Source organism: Faecalimonas canis, assembly GCF_054601575.1.
In genome coordinates this window covers 76,336-94,193 of record NZ_BAAHSI010000036.1, presented here as the reverse complement: position 1 = coordinate 94,193, position 17,858 = coordinate 76,336, and the positions used below count along the sequence as shown (strand labels likewise).

17 protein-coding genes are annotated in these 17,858 nt (G+C 35.6%); all 17 read left to right on the top strand.

What is annotated here, in order from left to right; all coding sequences use genetic code 11:
* Positions 1 to 26 precede the first annotated feature (26 nt).
* Complete coding sequence (locus tag ACYPXO_RS10285) at positions 27 to 2,492, top strand: FtsK/SpoIIIE family DNA translocase (RefSeq protein ID WP_459640474.1); 2,466 nt, start codon at positions 27 to 29, stop codon at positions 2,490 to 2,492.
* Between the two features lie 18 nt (positions 2,493 to 2,510).
* Positions 2,511 to 4,181, top strand: coding sequence for a formate--tetrahydrofolate ligase (locus tag ACYPXO_RS10280; protein WP_459640473.1), 1,671 nt, complete (start codon positions 2,511 to 2,513; stop codon positions 4,179 to 4,181).
* A gap of 17 nt (positions 4,182 to 4,198) precedes the next feature.
* Entirely contained in the window at positions 4,199 to 5,047 is an 849-nt protein-coding gene (gene folD / locus ACYPXO_RS10275) for a bifunctional methylenetetrahydrofolate dehydrogenase/methenyltetrahydrofolate cyclohydrolase FolD (RefSeq protein ID WP_459640472.1), read from the top strand.
* Complete coding sequence (locus ACYPXO_RS10270; protein WP_459640471.1) at positions 5,047 to 6,186, top strand: chitobiase/beta-hexosaminidase C-terminal domain-containing protein; 1,140 nt, start codon at positions 5,047 to 5,049, stop codon at positions 6,184 to 6,186. The genes folD and ACYPXO_RS10270 overlap by 1 nt, the downstream gene beginning before the upstream one ends.
* Positions 6,187 to 6,300: 114 nt before the next feature.
* Positions 6,301 to 7,482 carry an iron-containing alcohol dehydrogenase gene (locus ACYPXO_RS10265; protein WP_459640470.1) on the top strand — a complete coding sequence of 394 codons (1,182 nt, stop codon included), beginning with the start codon at positions 6,301 to 6,303 and terminating at the stop codon, positions 7,480 to 7,482.
* A 139-nt stretch (positions 7,483 to 7,621) separates the two neighbouring features.
* Positions 7,622 to 8,512, top strand: a complete 891-nt coding sequence (locus ACYPXO_RS10260; RefSeq protein WP_459640469.1) for a sulfide/dihydroorotate dehydrogenase-like FAD/NAD-binding protein — start codon at positions 7,622 to 7,624, stop codon at positions 8,510 to 8,512.
* Entirely contained in the window at positions 8,512 to 9,900 is a 1,389-nt protein-coding gene (gene gltA / locus ACYPXO_RS10255) for an NADPH-dependent glutamate synthase (RefSeq protein WP_459640468.1), read from the top strand. Before ACYPXO_RS10260 ends, gltA begins: the two co-directional genes overlap by 1 nt.
* Before the next feature lie 118 nt (positions 9,901 to 10,018).
* The gene (locus ACYPXO_RS10250; protein WP_459640467.1) at positions 10,019 to 10,918 is read left to right on the top strand and encodes a DMT family transporter; all 900 of its coding nucleotides are present in this window, start codon (positions 10,019 to 10,021) and stop codon (positions 10,916 to 10,918) included.
* Between the two features lie 111 nt (positions 10,919 to 11,029).
* A complete protein-coding gene (locus ACYPXO_RS10245) occupies positions 11,030 to 11,554 on the top strand; it encodes a C-GCAxxG-C-C family protein (protein ID WP_459640466.1) in 525 nt (174 codons plus the stop codon).
* 19 nt (positions 11,555 to 11,573) lie between these two features.
* Positions 11,574 to 12,503, top strand: coding sequence for a TDT family transporter (locus tag ACYPXO_RS10240; protein WP_459640465.1), 930 nt, complete (start codon positions 11,574 to 11,576; stop codon positions 12,501 to 12,503).
* A 91-nt stretch (positions 12,504 to 12,594) separates the two neighbouring features.
* The gene (rlmH, locus tag ACYPXO_RS10235; RefSeq protein WP_459640464.1) at positions 12,595 to 13,074 is read left to right on the top strand and encodes a 23S rRNA (pseudouridine(1915)-N(3))-methyltransferase RlmH; all 480 of its coding nucleotides are present in this window, start codon (positions 12,595 to 12,597) and stop codon (positions 13,072 to 13,074) included.
* Positions 13,075 to 13,117: 43 nt separating this feature from the next.
* A complete protein-coding gene (locus tag ACYPXO_RS10230) occupies positions 13,118 to 13,762 on the top strand; it encodes a GTP pyrophosphokinase (protein WP_459640521.1) in 645 nt (214 codons plus the stop codon).
* Between the two features lie 78 nt (positions 13,763 to 13,840).
* Complete coding sequence (locus tag ACYPXO_RS10225; RefSeq protein ID WP_459640463.1) at positions 13,841 to 14,686, top strand: MerR family transcriptional regulator; 846 nt, start codon at positions 13,841 to 13,843, stop codon at positions 14,684 to 14,686.
* A gap of 17 nt (positions 14,687 to 14,703) precedes the next feature.
* Positions 14,704 to 15,486 carry a class I SAM-dependent methyltransferase gene (locus tag ACYPXO_RS10220; RefSeq protein WP_459640462.1) on the top strand — a complete coding sequence of 261 codons (783 nt, stop codon included), beginning with the start codon at positions 14,704 to 14,706 and terminating at the stop codon, positions 15,484 to 15,486.
* Positions 15,487 to 15,498: 12 nt separating this feature from the next.
* Positions 15,499 to 16,179, top strand: coding sequence for a YkgJ family cysteine cluster protein (locus ACYPXO_RS10215; RefSeq protein WP_459640461.1), 681 nt, complete (start codon positions 15,499 to 15,501; stop codon positions 16,177 to 16,179).
* A gap of 3 nt (positions 16,180 to 16,182) precedes the next feature.
* Positions 16,183 to 17,127 (top strand): tRNA dihydrouridine synthase, encoded by a 945-nt coding sequence (locus tag ACYPXO_RS10210; protein ID WP_459640460.1) that lies wholly within the window; start codon positions 16,183 to 16,185, stop codon positions 17,125 to 17,127.
* Positions 17,128 to 17,132: 5 nt separating this feature from the next.
* Positions 17,133 to 17,843, top strand: a complete 711-nt coding sequence (locus ACYPXO_RS10205) for a 3'-5' exonuclease (RefSeq protein WP_459640459.1) — start codon at positions 17,133 to 17,135, stop codon at positions 17,841 to 17,843.
* Positions 17,844 to 17,858: the final 15 nt, after the last annotated feature.

The following is a 17,858-nucleotide window of genomic DNA, read 5'->3' as shown; positions in this document are numbered from 1 at the left end:
TGTTTAAAGTTAGAGGAGGAGAGTTCATGGCAGCAAAGTCAAACAAAAGCAAAAAGGCAGCCAAACGAACGACAGCGAAAAAGACAACCAAAAAGCAGACGGGAAAAAAGGCAGTACAGCAAAATACATTTTTAAAAAACGAAATTTTCATTCTGCTTTCCCTTGCAGTATGTATTTTATTACTCATCAGTAATTTTGGTATAGGGGGAATTATGGGTGATATAGTATCCTCCTTTTTATTTGGAACTTTTGGGTTACCGGCATATATTATACCGATTCTTCTTTTTATCGGAATTGCTTTTGCTATTTCAAATAAAGGCAATTCCGTTGCGTACATAAAACTTGGAGCAGGAATCGTATTGACAATGCTGATATGTACATTTACACAATTACTTACGTTTGAATACAATGACACAGTGACATTGTTGTCCTATTATGATACATCTGCACTACATAAACAGGGCGGGGGAATTGTCGGAGGAATGTTTTCAAAATTTTTATGTCATTTTGTAGGCGTTATCGGTGCATATGTAATTGTAATTATTTTAAGTATTATCTGCCTTGTTATTATAACGGAGAAATCATTTCTGCGGGGAGTGAAAAAAAGTGGAGAAAAAGCATATAAGACGGCAAAAGCAGATGTGCAGAAAAGAAAAGAGCAGTCTGTTGTGCGAAGAGAAGAAAAACGCCAGAACAAAGAATTAAAAAGACGGGATAGACAAGTTAAGGGTGTATCTTTCGATACAACATTAATGCCAAAAGAACCTGCTAAAGATGTAAAGGAGCTATTTCCTGAGGAGATGCCTCCATTATATTCAGACGAACCTTTAGAATCACCGTTTCATGAAGAAGTAGAAGAACCGATTTCTGAAAATATGATTATTCATCGTACAGTAGAAGAAGTTTCGGAAATGCCAAAAGAATCGATGGCAAAAAAGAAAAAAGAAAAAGTAGATGCTTCCGCTCAAGTGGAAGAAGTTGAGAAAGTCATTGCAAATGAAAAAGGGCATTCCAATTCGGAATATGAATTTCCACCATTGGATTTATTGAAAAAGGGGAAACGTTCCAATGGTGATTCCGATACTTATTTAAGAGAAACAGCAATAAAATTACAGCAGACATTGAAAAATTTCGGGGTAAATGTTACTGTAACAAATGTAAGTTGCGGTCCTTCCGTGACAAGATTTGAATTACAGCCTGAACAAGGAGTGAAAGTAAGTAAAATTGTTGGACTGAGTGATGATATAAAACTGAATTTAGCGGCGGCGGATATTCGTATTGAGGCTCCGATTCCAGGAAAGGCGGCTGTAGGAATTGAAGTTCCTAATCGTGAAAATACAGCAGTAATGTTAAGAGATTTGTTGGAAACAAAAGAATTTCAATCACATCCGTCAAATATTGCTTTTGCTGCCGGAAAGGATATTGCGGGTAAAGTTGTTGTTGCCGATATTAAAAAGATGCCTCATGTTCTGATTGCAGGAGCGACAGGTTCCGGAAAGTCCGTATGCATCAATACACTTATTATGAGTATTCTTTATAAGGCAAGGCCGGATGAAGTTAAATTGATTATGATTGATCCTAAAGTTGTTGAATTAAGTGTTTACAACGGTATCCCGCATCTAATGATTCCGGTTGTCACCGATCCGAAGAAAGCATCGGGGGCGTTAAACTGGGCGGTTGTGGAAATGGAAAAACGTTATCAGTTGTTCGCTGAATATAACGTAAGAGATTTAAACGGATACAACGATAAAGTTGAGCAGATAAAAGATATTGAAGATGAAACAAAACCGGAAAAACTTCCACAAATTGTTATTATTGTAGATGAATTAGCCGATTTAATGATGGTTGCTCCGGGAGAAGTTGAAACTGCTATATGCCGTCTGGCACAGTTAGCGAGAGCTGCGGGTATACATTTAGTATTGGCTACCCAGCGTCCGTCCGTAAATGTTATTACCGGACTGATTAAGGCAAATATGCCTTCTCGAATTGCATTTTCCGTTTCATCAGGAGTAGATTCCCGCACTATCATTGATATGAACGGTGCTGAAAAACTGCTTGGCAAGGGAGATATGTTATTTTACCCTTCGGGTTATCAGAAACCTGCCCGTGTACAAGGGTCATTTGTATCCGACAAAGAAGTGCAGGCAGTTGTTGATTTCCTTGTAAATCAAAATGGAAATGTTTCATATGATGAGGAAATAACAAAACAGGTAAACAGTGCTTCAGTAGGCGGAGTAAATACAACTGCTGCAGGAAACGTTGGAAATGAGCGGGATGTTTATTTTGCTGATGCAGGTCGTTTCATTATCGAAAAAGATAAGGCATCCATAGGAATGTTGCAAAGAGTATTTAAAATCGGTTTTAACCGTGCAGCACGTATTATGGACCAACTTTTTGAAGCGGGTGTTGTAGGTGAAGAAGAAGGAACAAAACCGAGAAAAGTATTAATGTCTATAGAAGAATTTGAACAATATATAGAAGAAAATGTCTAAAACAAAGGAGGAAAAAAGATGAAAACAGATATTCAGATTGCACAGGAAGCAACTATGCAGCACATTAAAGAGGTGGCAGCCTCTATAGGAATTAAGGAGGATGATTTAGACTTTTACGGAAAATACAAGGCGAAAATCTCTGATGAATTATGGGAAAAAGTAAAAGATAACGAAGATGGTAAATTAGTATTGGTGACAGCCATCAATCCAACTCCGGCAGGAGAGGGGAAAACAACTACAAGCGTAGGTCTTGGGCAGGCGTTTGCAAAGTTAAATAAAAAGGCAATTATCGCTCTTCGTGAACCATCTTTAGGACCATGCTTCGGTATTAAAGGCGGTGCAGCAGGCGGGGGATACGCACAGGTTGTTCCTATGGAAGATTTAAACTTACATTTTACAGGGGATTTTCATGCAATTACGTCTGCAAATAACTTATTGGCAGCGATGCTTGACAATCATATTCAGCAGGGAAATGCTTTGCAGATTGATCCAAGACAAGTTGTATGGAAACGTTGCTTAGACATGAATGACCGTGTTTTGAGAAATATCGTTGTCGGTCTTGGAAATAAAATGGACGGAATGGTTCGTGAAGATCATTTTGTTATTACGGTAGCATCTGAAATTATGGCAATTTTATGTCTTGCAAATGATTTACAAGATTTAAAAGAAAGATTAGGAAAAATTATTGTTGCTTATAATTTTGCGGGAGAACCTGTAACTGCTGACCAGTTGGAAGCAACAGGTGCAATGACTGCCCTTTTGAAAGATGCAATCAAACCAAACTTAATTCAGACATTAGAACATACACCTGCATTAGTACATGGCGGTCCGTTTGCCAACATCGCACACGGATGTAACAGTGTTCGTGCAACAAAGACAGCATTAAAATTATGTGATATTGCCATTACGGAAGCCGGATTTGGTGCTGATTTAGGAGCAGAAAAATTCATGGATATTAAATGCAGAAGTGCTAATCTGAAACCTGACGCAGTTGTTTTAGTTGCCACAGTCAGAGCATTAAAATACAACGGTGGAGTTGCTAAAAAAGATTTGGCGGAAGAAAACTTAGACGCGCTGAAAAAAGGAATTGTAAACTTAGAAAAACATATTGAAAACGTACAGAAATTCGGAGTGCCTGTTGTTGTAACATTAAATTCATTTGTAACAGATACGGACGCTGAAAATGAATATATCAAAAACTTCTGTGAAGAACGCGGATGCGAATTTGCTTTATCAGAAGTATGGGAAAAAGGCGGCGAGGGCGGAATTGCTTTAGCGGAAAAAGTTTTGGAAACACTTGAAAAGAAAGAAAGTCATTTCCATACATTATATAATGATGAATTATCATTAAAAGAAAAAATTGAAACAATTTCAAAAGAAATTTACGGAGCAGCCTCTGTGGAATATGCTCCTGCAGCAGAAAAACAGTTGGCAAAAATCGAAAGTATGGGATTTGGAAATCTCCCAATTTGTATGGCGAAAAACCAATATTCTCTATCTGATGATGCCACATTATTAGGACGTCCTGAAAACTTTACAATTCATATCAGAGAAGTATATGTAAATGCGGGAGCAGGCTTTGTTGTCGCTTTGACAGGTGCTGTTATGACAATGCCGGGACTTCCAAAAGTTCCTGCTGCAAATGGAATTGATGTAAATGAAGAAGGTAAAATTACCGGATTATTTTAAATGTAAGGGGTGATACGATGCCGAAATTAATTGACGGAAAAAAAATTGCATTAGAGATAAAAAATGAATTAAAAACAAAAGTAGAACAACTTAAAAGAGAGGGAAAAGACGTATGTCTTGCAGTTATTCAGGTTGGGAACGATGCGGCATCGACAGTATATGTAAACGGGAAAAAGAGAGATTGCGAATACATTGGTATTCGCTCTCTGTCTTATGAATTGCCTGAAGAAACTACGGAACAGGAATTAGTAAATTTAATAGAGAAATTAAACGGGGATGTGAATGTACACGGTATTCTTGTTCAATTGCCTCTTCCTTCACATATACATGAAGAAGTAGTTACACAGGCGATTTCTCCTGAAAAAGATGTGGACGGGTTCCATGAAGTGAACATTGGACGTCTTTGCATAGGAGAACAAAGTTTTGAATGCTGTACGCCGGCGGGAATTATTCAGTTGTTAAAGCGTTCCGGAATTGAAATCACGGGGAAAGAATGCGTTGTTATCGGCAGAAGCAATATTGTCGGAAAACCTACAGCGCTTTTATTGCTTAGGGAAAACGGAACGGTTACAATTACTCATTCCCGTACAAAAAATTTAAAAGAAATTACAAAACGTGCAGATATTGTCATTGTAGCAATTGGAAAACCCAAATTTATTACAAAAGAATATTTAAAACAGGGAGCTGTTGTTATAGACGTAGGTATTCATCGAAATGAAGACAATACTTTATGTGGTGATGTGGACTTTGATGATGTAGCGGAAATAGTAAGTGCAATTACTCCCGTACCGGGCGGTGTAGGAGTGATGACACGGGCAATGCTTATGTATAATTGCGTCAGTGCAGTATGCAAGGAGGCATTATAGTGAAATGTAGGAAATGTGGTGCTGAAATAAAAGAAGGCTCTTTATATTGTGAAAGATGTGGAGAGGAAGTGCGAATTGTTCCGGATTACAATTCACTGGATGATCTTCTTGCTGAACATGTAAGAAATGAATTGTATAGTGGAAGTCAGCAAAAGCAATCGAAAAAAACATCCGGAAAATCAAAGAAAAAACGACAAAATAGTCATAAAAAAATAGTTATTATTTTAACTTCACTTCTTTTTGTCATTTTAATTGGATTGTTACTTTATCAGACCTCCTATGCGGGATATATCAAGAAAGGATATAATGCATTAGAAAAAAAGAAATATGATACGGCAATCCGTCATTTTGAATCCGCTATAGAAAAGGACAAAAAGAAGGCGGAAGGGTATATCGGAATTTCAGATGTATATTTAGCAAAAGATGATTTCTATTCTGCAGAAGAAGTGTTTTTAGAAGAAATAGAAAATCAGAAAAATAATATAGAATTATATAAAGGGTTAATTGAAGTCTATATGAATTCTGAAAAAAAAGACAGAATTTCCATCCTTATGGCAAACTGTAAATCCGATTCAGTTTTATCTGCACTTTCTGATTATGTTGTAGAAAAACCTACTTTTTCTTTAAAAAAGGACTCTTATGATGAAAAAGAAGAATTGGAGTTGTATTCTAAGGGAAATGATATTTACTATACGCTGGATGGTTCAGAACCTTCAGAAACTACCGGTGCAAAATATAATAAAGATTTACCGATACTTTTAGAGGAGGGAAATTGGATTGTAAGAGCAGTTGCCGTAAATAAAAAAGGTGTTCCGAGTCTGTTGTCAAAACATACATATAAAATAGAAACACCGCTTATGGAAGCTCCTATCGTTTCCCCTTCAAGCGGTTTGTATGAACAGCAGGAAAAAATTACGGTTGAAGTTAAAGAAGGATATACGGCTTATTATGCTTTCGGAACAACAGAACCTACGGAAGAAAACTGGAAAAAATATATAGGGCCTATACCTATGCCGCAGGGAAATCTGATTTTTAGTGCAGTGCTTGTAGAAAACTCTACCGGAAAAGCAAGTGCGGTAACAGTGCGAAACTATGACTTGGAATTGGATGTGACAACAGAAGAAAATGTATTGGAATAAAATATAAATTATTTGCATAAATTCACCAAAAAGTATTGCGTTAAATATTTAACAGTTGTATAATATTACTGTCGAAAATTTGACAAAGAATATATTCAAAGGAGATGCAGAATAATGAGCAGATTTACATTACCAAGAGATATTTATCATGGAAAAGGTTGTTTGGAAGAACTGAAAAACTTAAAAGGTAAAAAAGCAATTCTTGTAGTTGGTGGCGGTTCTATGAAACGTCAGGGCTTCTTAGACAAAGCGGTTAACTACTTAAAAGAAGCAGGTATGGAAGTTCAGTTATTCGAAGGTGTTGAACCTGACCCATCTGTAGAAACAGTTATGAAAGGCGCTGAAGCAATGCGTGCTTTTGAACCAGACTGGATTGTTGCCATGGGTGGAGGTTCACCAATTGATGCCGCTAAAGCAATGTGGGCATTTTATGAATATCCGGACGTAACATTTGAAGATTTATGTATTCCATTTAATTTCCCTGAATTAAGACAGAAAGCAAAATTTGCTGCTATTCCATCTACATCAGGAACAGCAACAGAAGTAACAGCATTCTCTGTTATTACAGATTATGCAAAAGGAATTAAATATCCTTTAGCAGACTTTAACATTACACCTGATGTTGCTATCGTAGATTCAGAACTGGTAGAAGGGCTTCCTGCACATCAGGTTGCATATACAGGAATGGATGCGTTGACACACGCTATCGAAGCATATGTATCTACTTTGAATTGTGCATATACAGATCCACTTGCTATTCAGGCAATTGAAATGGTATTTGATTACTTACCGGCATCGTTTAAAGGCAATATGACAGCAAGAGCAAAAATGCACGATGCACAGTGTCTTGCAGGTATGGCATTTTCTAATGCTTTACTTGGAATCGTACATTCAATGGCACACAAAACAGGTGCTGCATTCTCAACAGGACATATTACACATGGTCTTGCAAACGCTATGTACCTTCCATACGTTATTAAATATAATGCAAAAGACCCTGTAGCAGCAAAACGCTATGCTGAAATCGCTCGCAGAGTAGGTCTTGTAGGAAATTCAGAACAGGCATTAATCAATAGTTTATGTGCTAAGATTGATGAATTTAATGTAATTCTCGGAATTCCGGCAACATTAAAAGACTTTGGAATTAAAGAGGATGAATTTAAAGAAAAAATTTCTGCCATCGCAGAAAATGCAGTAGGAGATGCCTGTACAGGTTCTAACCCTAGAGCAATTGATCCGGCGACAATGGAAAGATTATTTACTTGCATTTATTACGGAACAGAAGTTGATTTCTAAAAAAATATTTTTAAATGGGCGGCTGCAAATCAGTCGCCTTTTTAGTACCTTATATGATGAATACTTTCCAATATTCATCTTGATATTTTGGGAATGATGTTTTATCATTATAGGTAGAGAAAATTTAAGGAGGCACGTGATGTATAAAATATTAAAAGCAGAAGAACTTGCAGATAAGATTTATCTCATGGACGTGGAAGCACCAAGAGTTGCAAAACATTGTGAGCCAGGTCAGTTCGTAATTGTAAAAATGGATGATAAGGGAGAGAGAATCCCATTGACAATTTGTGATTACAACAGAGAAGCAGGAACAATCACAATTGTATTTCAGATTGTAGGAGCATCTACTCAAAAAATGGCTGAATTAAAAGCAGGAGATAGTTTCAGAGATTTTACAGGACCTTTGGGATGTGCATCTGAGTTTGTTTCAGAAGATTTAGAAACATTAAAGAATAAGAAGATGCTGTTTGTAGCGGGTGGAGTTGGAGCAGCTCCGGTTTATCCGCAAGTTAAGTGGTTACATGAAAAAGGCATTGATGCAGATGTTGTTGTTGGATGCAAAACAAAGAATATGCTTATTTTGGAAAAAGAGATGGAAGACGTCGCAGGAAACCTTTATGTCTGTACAGATGATGGTTCTTACGGTCATGCAGGAATGGTTACAAGTATGGTTGAAAAACTTGTAAAAGAAGAAGGTAAAAAATATGACGTATGTGTGGCAATCGGACCAATGATTATGATGAAATTCGTTTGTCTGCTTACAAAACAGTTAGAACTTCCAACAATCGTAAGTATGAATCCAATTATGGTAGATGGAACAGGTATGTGTGGTGCCTGTCGTCTTCAGGTAGGCGATGAGATTAAATTTGCCTGTGTAGACGGTCCTGAATTTGACGGTCATTTAGTTGATTTTGATCAGGCAATGAAAAGACAGCAAATGTACAAAACTGAAGAAGGTCGTGCAATGTTAAAATTACAGGAAGGTGATACACATCATGGTGGATGTGGTCATTGTGGAGGTGACAACTAATGGCTGATGTATTAAAAAAAGTTCCGGTACGAGAACAAGAACCGGCAGTTCGTGCTAAAAATTTTGATGAAGTCTGTTTAGGATATAATAAAGAAGAAGCAATGGAAGAAGCTACAAGATGTATTAACTGTAAAAATGCAAAATGTATCGAAGGTTGCCCTGTTTCTATTAACATTCCTGCATTTATCAAAGAAGTAAAAGAAGGAAATATTGAAGAGGCATATAAAGTAATCGGACAATCTTCAGCACTTCCTGCCGTTTGTGGTCGTGTATGTCCGCAGGAATCACAGTGCGAAGGAAAATGTATCCGTGGTATTAAGGGAGAACCTGTATCTATCGGTAAATTAGAAAGATTTGTGGCAGATTATGCTCTCGAAAATAATATTAAACCGGTTGGTGCAGAAAAGAAAAACGGACATAAAGTTGCCGTTATCGGTTCAGGCCCTGCCGGACTTACATGTGCCGGTGATTTGGCAAAATTAGGATATGACGTAACTGTTTTTGAAGCACTTCATGAATTGGGTGGTGTATTGGTATACGGTATTCCTGAATTTCGTCTTCCAAAACACGCTGTAGTAGCTAAAGAAATTGAAAAAGTAAAAGAATTGGGCGTTAAATTTGAAACAAACGTTGTTATCGGGAAATCAACGACAATCGATCAGTTAATTGAAGAAGAAGGATTTGAAGCGGTATTTATCGGTTCAGGTGCCGGTCTTCCAAAATTCATGGGTATTCCGGGAGAAAATGCTAATGGGGTATTTTCAGCTAATGAATACTTGACAAGAAGTAACTTGATGAAAGCTTTTGATGAATCTTATGATACTCCTATTGCTGCCGGACACAAAGTTGCCGTTATCGGTGGAGGCAACGTTGCTATGGATGCTGCAAGAACAGCACTTCGTCTTGGAGCAGAGGTTCACATTGTATATCGTCGAAGTGAAGAGGAACTTCCAGCCAGAGTAGAAGAAATTCACCATGCAAAAGAAGAAGGAATTATCTTCGATTTATTGACAAATCCAAAAGAAATCTTAGTAGATGACGCAGGATATGTAAAAGGAATGGTTTGTGTAAAAATGGAATTAGGCGAACCGGATGCATCAGGAAGAAGACGTCCTATCGAAGTTGCAGATTCAGAATTTACAATTGACTTAGATACAGTTATCATGTCGCTTGGTACATCTCCAAACCCATTAATTTCTTCAACAACAGAAGGTTTGGAAGTCAACAAGTGGAAATGTATCGTTGCAGAAGAAGAAACAGGAAAAACAACAAAAGAAGGCGTTTATGCCGGAGGCGATGCCGTAACAGGAGCGGCAACTGTTATCTTAGCAATGGGTGCAGGTAAAGCAGGTGCAAAAGGAATTCACGAATATCTTTCAAACAAATAGAAAGAATATAAATTCTTGAAAAAGCATTGAAAAATATCTTTGGACAAAATGTCCAAAGATATTTTTATGCAGCCATATATGGCAAAATATTTATAGGATATTTTATTAGGGGGAAATTATGCAGAAAGAAAAAATCAGAAACAGTATATTACTTTTATTGACGGCAATTATTTGGGGAACGGCTTTTGTGGCGCAGAGTGTAGGAATGGACTACATAGGACCGTTTACTTTTAATGCAGCTAGATTTTTGATAGGAGGAACAGTATTAATTCCGTTAATCGTGTACCGTTCAAAGAAAAATCCGCTTTTGAGAAATCGAAGCATAGAAGAAAAATATACAAATCGAAAAATGGTTTGGATAGGTGGTATCTGTTGTGGTATTGCACTCTGTGGAGCCAGTCTTTTGCAGCAAATGGGTATTCAGCATACAACAGTAGGAAAAGCGGGATTTATCACAACATTATATATTATCATTGTTCCACTGGTCGAATTGCTTTTTGGTAAGAAAATTGCGAAGAAAATATGGATTGGTGCGGTTATGGCAGTCATCGGATTATATTTACTTTGCATTAATGAAAATTTTTCTATTGGTAAAGGTGATTTTCTTGTACTGATTTGTGCAGTTTTATTTGCAATACATATTTTAGTTATTGATCATTTTGCGCCAAAAGCAGACGGAGTTTGTCTATCTGCCATCCAATTTTTTATAAGCGGTACGATCAGCGCAATCGGTGCAATTTTATTTGAAAATCCAAATCTTTCGGCAATGACAGATGCAATTGTACCAATTTTATATGCCGGAGTTATGTCCTGTGGCGTTGCTTATACATTACAGGTTATCGGACAAAAAGATATGAATCCGACAGTTGCTTCTATGATATTAAGTCTGGAATCTGTCATTTCCGTTTTGGCAGGTTGGATTATTTTGGGGCAGGCATTAAGTATTAAAGAGATTATCGGTTGCCTTATTGTATTTATGGCAGTTATTCTTGTTCAGTTACCGGAAAAGAAAAAATAATATTACTTATAAAACAAATCTATAAATGTATGAAAATAAACAATAAAAAGAACTTCTTATTGTATGTTAAACTATAACAGTAAAGAGTTTATACATAAGGAGGAAACAACAATGAAAATTGGAGTAACTGAAATCAGTCCAAGAACCGTTCAACAAGTGGCTGAGAAAAAATTTAAGGAAGGGTATTATTGCTGTGAAGCTTTAGTGAGCGCTATCCGCGATGAATTTAAGTTGGATGTTCCCAAAGAAGTTATTGCAATGGCGTCAGGTATGGCCGTAGGTGCAGGAAAGTCAGGATGTGTCTGCGGAGCATTTAATGGCGGAATCCTTGCCCTTGGACTGTTTTTCGGGCGTACAGAGCAGGATGGCCCAACAAACCCCAAAAGCATAAAATGTATGGAACTTACAAAAGAACTTCATGATTGGTTTAAAGAGGCAAATGGTAAAAATGTAATTTGCTGTCGTGTCCTTACAAAAGAATTTGATAAAGGACGTGGAGAACACAAAGAACAATGTATCTTTTTTACAGGACTTTGTGCGTGGAAAGTTTCTCAAATCATTTGTCGTGAATTAGGAATAAGAAATTTGGATGAAATCGATGAGCCTGCGCAAAGACGTGTGATTGCCGATATTTAAGATAAAGGAAGGGATGAAAATGAAAAAGGTAATTAAAAAAATTCCACTTTCCCTTTCCGGAGTTATTCTTGGATTTGCGGCTCTTGGTAATCTTTTACAGAGTTACGGAGAAAGCGTTCGATATATCTGCGGAATGGCGGCTGCATTTTTGCTTCTTTTACTTATTTTGAAACTGGTTATGTTTCCCAAATTAATAAAAGAAGATATGCAAAATCCTATTATGGCCAGTGTTTCGGCTACATTTCCGATGGCATTGATGCTCTTAAGCACTTATATCAAACCATTTATTAGTACAGGTGCAAAAATTATTTGGTTTTTTGCAATTTGCTTACACATAGCATTGATTGTTTATTTTACAGTAAAATTTATACTGAAAATTCAATTCCAAAAAGTATTCGCAAGTTATTTCATTGTATATGTAGGAATTGCCGCTGCGGCTGTTACTGCCCCTGTTTTTGAAGAATTAAAAGTTGGTGTTTTTGCATTTTGGTTTGGGCTGATTACATTATTTTTCTTATTGATTCTTGTAACAATGCGTTACATAAAATACAAAAATATTCCGGAGTCAGCAAAACCTCTTTTTTGTATTTATGCAGCGCCGACAAGTCTTTGTATCGTAGGATATGTTCAATCTGTTACACCAAAATCAAAAGCTTTTTTATTGGTTATGTTATTTGCGGCAACAGTATTTTATGTTTTGGCACTTATAAAAGCAATTGGTTATTTAAAATTAAAATTTTATCCAACCTATGCGGCATTTACATTCCCATTTGTAATCAGTGCAATCGCAACGAAACAGACAATGGTCTGTCTTGCAAATATGAAACAACCGCTTCCCATTCTTCAATACATTGTTTTAATTGAAACAATAATTGCCGTGCTGTTTGTATTGTATACTTTTGTTCGATTTATGCAGTTTATTTTTGCGGGGAATTTAGCAAATAAATAATGAAGTGTCTCTTTACGTTAATAGAGAAATATTATAAAATGTCTTTGTGTGATGTTTACACAAAGACATTTTTAGTTAAAGGAATAGAAAAATGAAGATTACAGTTATTACCGTTGGAAAGTTGAAAGAAAAATATCTGAAAGATGCTATTGCAGAATATACAAAACGTTTGAGTAAATATTGTAAATTAGAAATTATAGAAGTAACTGATGAAAAAACGCCGGATTCTGCCAGTGAAACACTGGAAACTCAAATTCGTTCTAAAGAAGCGGAACGTATTATGAAATATGTAAAAGAAGATGCGTATGTGATTACTCTTGAAATAGCAGGAAAACAACTCACCTCAGAAGAACTTGCTGATAAAATCGAAAAACTAGGCGTACAGGGGATAAGTCATATTACGTTTATTATCGGCGGTTCAATCGGACTTGGAAAAGAAGTGTTAAATCGTTCAGATTATGCACTTAGCTTTTCTAAAATGACTTTTCCGCATCAACTTATGAGAGTTGTTTTGTTGGAACAAATTTATCGCAGTTACCGTATTATAAATGGCGAACCGTACCATAAATAGAAAGGAGGATAAAACTATGTTGAAGCATGAACAAGAAGAATTAATGAACCTCTTCTTAAAAGGTGATGGAGGAAATGTTATTGAAAATTTAATGGAATTTAACAGACTCATGATGAAATATCGCTCGGCAATCAGGGAAGTGACTACGAAGTTAGAAGTTTTAAATGATGAATTATCTTTGGAAGGAGATCGTAATCCGATTGAGAGTATTCAAAGCCGTATTAAAAAACCAATCAGTATCGCCGAAAAACTTCAGCGTCTTGGAAAAACCTTCAGTAATGAAAATATTCAACAAAACTTAAATGATATTGCCGGAATACGTGTTATCTGTCCGTTTATTGAAGATATTTATCATGTGGCAGAAATGCTTACGAAACAAGATGATATATCTGTTATAACTGTGAAGGATTATATTAAAAATCCGAAAGAAAACGGCTACCGCAGTTATCATTTGATTTTAGAGATACCTGTGTTTTTCTCGGACTGTAAACAGCCTATGCGTGTGGAAGTACAGATTCGTACGGTGGCAATGAATTTTTGGGCGAGTTTAGAACATCAAATTCGATATAAGAAAAATATTTCCAATCAGCAGGAAATTTGTGAAGAATTGAAAAAATGTGCGGATACAATTGCTTCTACGGATGTTCGTATGCAGGAATTGCGTCAATGGATTGAAAGCGAGCAATAAATTCAAAAAAAGATTGACCTTATACCTACTATATCCCTTATATTTTAGGCAGAAAATAAGAAAAAGGGGGCAATTCATATGCTGAATATTAAATTTGTTGAGGAACAGACAGGAATTACAAAACAAAACATTCGTTACTACGAAAAGAAAGGACTTCTTTCTGTAAAAAGAAATACAGAAAATTCTTACAGAGAATATGATGATGAAGATATACGCACGTTAAAGATCATTAAATTATTGCGGAAGTTAGATATGCCTATCGAAGAGATACGAAAAATTCTTGCTGAGGAAATTTCTCTTTCTGATGCAATCATTGCCCAGAAAGAATATTTGGAAAAAGAACAGAAAAGGTTGCAGGGCGCCATCTTCTTTTGCGATAAGATGGAACAAAACACACTGTTTACTTTGGATATAGATACATATTTGGCAAATATGGAAAGAGAAGAAAGAAATGGTTCTGTTTTTGCCGATATTATGAATGATTTTAAAAAAATGGCAGCGGCCGAAGAGGTATGCGAGTTTTCGTTTCGTCCTGAAACGATGTGCATGAATTCAACCGAATTTACGGAAGAATTGCTGAAATATGCCAAAGATAATCATTTGAACATTTTCATTACCAAAGAAGGTATGTATCCTGAGTTTGAGTTAAATGGAGTAGAGTATATGGCATATAGATATTTTGGACGTTTTGGGGCGAATGTTGTTTGCAAGGCAAAAGATGCAGATAAATTTAAACCGAAAGATATATCAAAGGGGAATAAAATATTCTATACAATTTTCAAAGTATTATCTCCAATTATGGTGGTAGGTTTTCCAGTATTCCTCACATTTATACCAAAAACAAATGGAACTACATTTCTCCTTCTTGTATATATAATTATTTTAGTGGGAGGATTTTTCCTGTATAATCGTTTAAGAAAATAATGAAAGGTACTCTATAAATGACAATTGAATTAGAAAAGTATTATAATAAATTTTGTGAAGAAAAAAGACTGACAAGAAGACATGGTCAGGTGGAGTTTATTACTTCCATGAAATATATCCATGAATATTTGAAAGGAAAAGAAAGGGCGAGTATTCTTGATGTGGGAGCTGGAACAGGGCGTTATTCTGTCGCCCTCGCCGAAGAAGGATACGATGTAACTGCTATTGAACTTGTAAAATATAATTTGGGGATTTTGAAATCAAAAGGAAGTAATGTAAAAGCTTATCAGGGGACGGCGTTAAATTTATCACGTTTTCAAGACAATACATTTGATATGGTACTTGTATTCGGACCGATGTACCACTTGTATACAATGGAAGATAAAATAAAAGCACTTTCAGAAGCTAAAAGAGTTGTAAAAGAAAACGGAATTATTCTTGTTGCTTACTGCATGAATGAATATAGTATTTTAACTTATGGTTTTAAGGAAAATCACATTGAGGAAAGTATTCAAAGCGGGAAAGTAAACGGAGAATTTCATGTCGTTTCCGAGGCGGAAGATTTGTATGATTACGTTCGCATTGAAGATATAGACGAGGTACGAAAAGGAGCGGGATTAGAGAGAATTAAATTAATTTCTGCAGACGGTCCTGCCAACTATATGCGTCCGATTCTTAATGCCATGACACCGGAAACATTTGAAACATTTATCAAATATCATTTATCTATATGTGAAAGACCCGAATTACTGGGAGCCGGGGCACATACTTTAGATATTTTAAGAAAAACAGAAAGATAAAGGAGAATTTACGTGAGAAGAGAAGTGAGCATGGAAGAAATTTCAGATGGAAAGTTATATACTGCTAATGATCTTGTAAAAGCAGACTGTAATGATTGCCAAGGATGTTCTGCCTGTTGTCAGAAAATGGGGGAATCCATTATTCTTGATCCGCTAGATATATATCGTCTGACTTTCGGATTAAATCAAAGATTTGAACAACTTTTGGCAGATAAAATAGAATTAAATGTAGTGGACGGCGTTATTTTCCCCAACTTAAAGATGACAGGAAAAGAAGAACAGTGTGCTTTTTTAAATAGTGAAGGAAGATGTAGTATTCACAGTATCCGACCGGGAATTTGTCGTCTTTTTCCGCTTGGAAGATATTATGACGGAAAATCTTTTCAATATTTTTTACAAATACACGAATGCAAAAAAGAAAATCGTACAAAAGTTAAAATAAAAAAGTGGATTGATACACCTGACTTAAAGAAAAATGAAAAATATATTTCTGACTGGCATTATTTTTTGACGGATGTACAAAAAATATTAATTAAACTTCAAAATGATGAGAAGGCCAAAAAAATAAATGTGCTACTTTTACAGACGTTCTTTTTAGAACCATATCATCAGGAAGAAGATTTTTATACACAATTTTATGAACGTTTAGAAAAATTGAAAATATCTATTCAATTATTAACAGGGAGAGAATAGACGATGAAATACTATTTAGCACCACTTGAGTCGGTTACAACTTATGTTTTTAGAAATGCTTATCACAAATATTTTCTTCCGTTAGATAAATATTTTACTCCTTTCATTGTTCCTCATCCGAATAAACGTTTTAATACGAGGGAGAAAAAAGAACTTTCTATAGAGAATAATAAAGGGCTTTACGTTGTACCTCAACTTTTGACAAATAAATCTGAAGACTTTATTACAACGGCAAAAGAAATTCAAGATATGGGATATAAGGAAATTAATTTAAACTTAGGATGCCCGTCCGGAACGGTTGTTGCAAAAGGGAAAGGCTCAGGGTTTTTAGCATATCCTGAAGAATTAGATCGTTTTTTAGATGAAATTTATTCTAAATTGGATATGAAAATTTCCATAAAAACACGCATAGGCAAAAATTCAGTGGATGAATTTCATCGCCTGATTGAAATTTATAATAAATACCCGGTGGAAGAACTGATTGTTCATCCGAGATTACAGATTGATTTTTATAAAAATAAGCCTAATTGGGAGATTTTTCAAGATGCTGTAAATAAGAGCCGACATTCGCTCTGCTATAATGGGGATATTTATACGATTGAGGATTTTAAGCGATTTTGTGATAGATTTCCTTTTGTAGAAAAAATTATGTGCGGAAGGGGAGTAGTTGCAAATCCTTCACTGTTTTCTTCAATTGAAAAGAAAGTAAAACCAGATATAAACAGATTTAAAAACTTTCATGACGATATTTATGTTGCCTATCAAGAAATCAGTTCTGGAGAACGAAATACTCTATTTAAAATGAAAGAACTTTGGTCTTATATGGGACAGTCTTTTGAATATGCCGAAAAATATATGAAAAAAATTAAGAAATCGGAAAAGTTATTTACTTATGAAAAAGCCGTTACGGACTTATTTGCGAATTGTCCGTTTAAGAAAGGAATTTAACATTTATGAAAAAAACGTATATTTCCTTTGATTTGGAAACAACCGGATTAAATGAAGAGAAGGATTATATTATTGAAATAGGTGCTGTGAAAGTAAAAGACGGAAAGGTCATAGACAGGTTTGCACAATTTCTAAAACCACCTGTACCAATTTCAAATGCCATTACTAATCTAACCGGTATTACAAATGATATGGTGAAGAATGCGGGTGATACAAAAGAAGTAATTCAAGATTTTGTTACATTCTGTGACGGTTACTTTTTACTTGGACATAACATTCAGTTTGACTATAAGTTTATGAAAACATATGCTGTGCGTTATGGATTTACTTTTGAAAAGGAAGGGATTGATACGCTGAAAATTGCACGGAAAGTACATAAAGATTTGGAGTCAAAAAGTTTAGAAAGTTTATGCGGATACTATAATATCGTTAATGCGGCAGCGCATCGTGCTTATCATGATGCATTGGCGACGGCAAAATTATATCATATGCTGGCACATGATTTTGAAAAATCCGTTCCCTCTCTTTTTACTCCGACGCCTCTTTGCTATAAACCCAAAAAAGTTCAGAAGATTACTAAGAAACAGTTAGACTATTTAAGATTATTGCTTAATTATCATTCTCTGACTGAAAAAGAAGATTTGAAAAAGTTAACAAGAAGTGAGGCATCTAAAATGATAGATAAAATCATGTTAAAGTATGGATATATGCGGTAAGGAAGTGTGAAGGCA